The organism is Chromobacterium sp. IRSSSOUMB001 (genome assembly GCF_023507765.1).
Classification (GTDB): domain Bacteria; phylum Pseudomonadota; class Gammaproteobacteria; order Burkholderiales; family Chromobacteriaceae; genus Chromobacterium; species Chromobacterium haemolyticum.
Genome location: NZ_JALCYU010000047.1, coordinates 1 through 1715 on the forward strand (window position 1 = coordinate 1; position 1715 = coordinate 1715).

Sequence of the window (1715 nt, forward strand, 5' to 3'; positions counted from 1 at the left end):
CAAACGCGGCTTTAGGCCGGCGCCATCCCCACCCATCCCTGCGGAATCGACTCCAACAACTTGCGGGTGTAGCTCTCACGCGGCTCGCGGTAGATCTGGTCCGCGTCCGCCTGCTCCACCACTTCGCCCTTATTCATCACCATCACTTGGTCCGAGATGTGTTTCACCACCGCCAGGTCGTGCGAGATGAACAGATAGGACAGGCCGTATTCGTCCTGCAGGTCTTGCAGCAGGTTCAGCACTTGCGCCTGCACCGACACGTCCAGCGCCGATACCGATTCATCGCAGATCAGCACTTCCGGCTTCAAGGTCAGGCAGCGCGCGATGGCGATGCGCTGACGCTGGCCGCCGGAGAATTCGTGCGGGTATTTCTGCAGCGCCCCGGCCGGCATCCCCACCTTGTCCAGCAGTTCCTGCGCCAGCTTGCGCCGTTCGCCGCCGTCGCGGCCGATGCCGTGCAGCTGCATCGGTTCGCTCAGGATCTGCTCCACCGTGAAGCGCGGGTTCAGCGAGGCGTAGGGGTTCTGGAAGATGATCTGGATGCGCCGCTTGTAGGCGTGGAAGGCCTTGGCGTCCATGCCCAGCAGGTCCTGGCCGTGGAACAGCGCCTGGCCGCCGCTGGCCTGATGCAGCCGCACCAGGGTCAGGCCGACGGTGGTCTTGCCGGAGCCGGACTCGCCGACGATGCCCAGGGTTTTGCCCTTGGCCAGTTTGAAGGACACGTCCTTGACCGCGTGGAACTGACGTTTGCCGAACAGGCCTTCGCGCACTTCGAAGGATTTGCTGAGCCCGCGCACGTCCAGGATGATCTCGTCGTCCGCCTGGTAGCCGCGCTCGCGCTGCGGCGGCTCCACATAGCCGCCCGGTTGCAGGAAGTCGTCGATCACCGCCAGCCGCTGCGGCCGCCGGTCCAGGTGCGGCCGGCAGGCCAGCAGCGCCTTGGTGTAGGCGTCCTGCGGCGCGTCGAAGATTTGCTGCACGCTGCCCTGCTCGCGGATTTCGCCGTGGCGCATCACGATGACTTCGTCGGCGAACTCGCCCACCACGCCCAGGTCGTGGGTGATGAACAGCACCGCCATGTCGTGCTTCTTCTGCAGGTCCGCGATCAGTTGCAGGATCTGCTTCTGGATGGTCACGTCCAGCGCGGTGGTGGGTTCGTCGGCAATCAGCAGCTTGGGTTCGCAGGCGATGGCCATCGCGATCATCACCCGTTGCTGCTGGCCGCCGGACAGCTGGTGCGGGTAGCTGTCCACCTTGCTTTCCGGTTCCGGCAGGCCCACTTCGCGCAACAGTTCGATCGCGCGCCGGCGCGCGGCGCGGCGGCCCAACTTGGCGTGCAGCATCAGGGCTTCCATGATCTGCTCGCCCACGCTGAACACCGGGTTCAGCGAGCTCATCGGCTCCTGGAAGATCATCGCGATGTCTTTGCCGCGCAGCGCGCGCATCTCGGCGCCGCCGGCTTTGAGCAGATCCCGCCCTTGCAGCAGGATCTGGCTGTCCGGGGTGATTTGGGCGTGCTGCGGCGACAGCAGCCGCATGATGGCCATCGAGGTCACCGATTTGCCGGAGCCGGATTCGCCCACCAGCGCTACGGTGCGCTTGGCCGGGATGTCGAAGCTGACGCCCTTGAGCGCCTGGAATTCGCCGCCGTTCTCCTGACGGAACGCCACTTTGAGATTGCGCACCGACAGCAGGGTCTGGTTCTGAGTCATTGT

General features: G+C 65.2%; 1 protein-coding gene. It reads right to left on the bottom strand.

Annotation, left to right across the window (positions count from 1 at the left end; all coding sequences use genetic code 11):
* Positions 1-11: 11 nt before the first annotated feature.
* Positions 12-1712: an ABC transporter ATP-binding protein gene (locus MOV80_RS23235; RefSeq protein WP_249605559.1), complete on the bottom strand. Its 1701-nt coding sequence runs from the start codon at positions 1710-1712 to the stop codon at positions 12-14.
* Between the last annotated feature and the right edge of the window lie 3 nt (positions 1713-1715).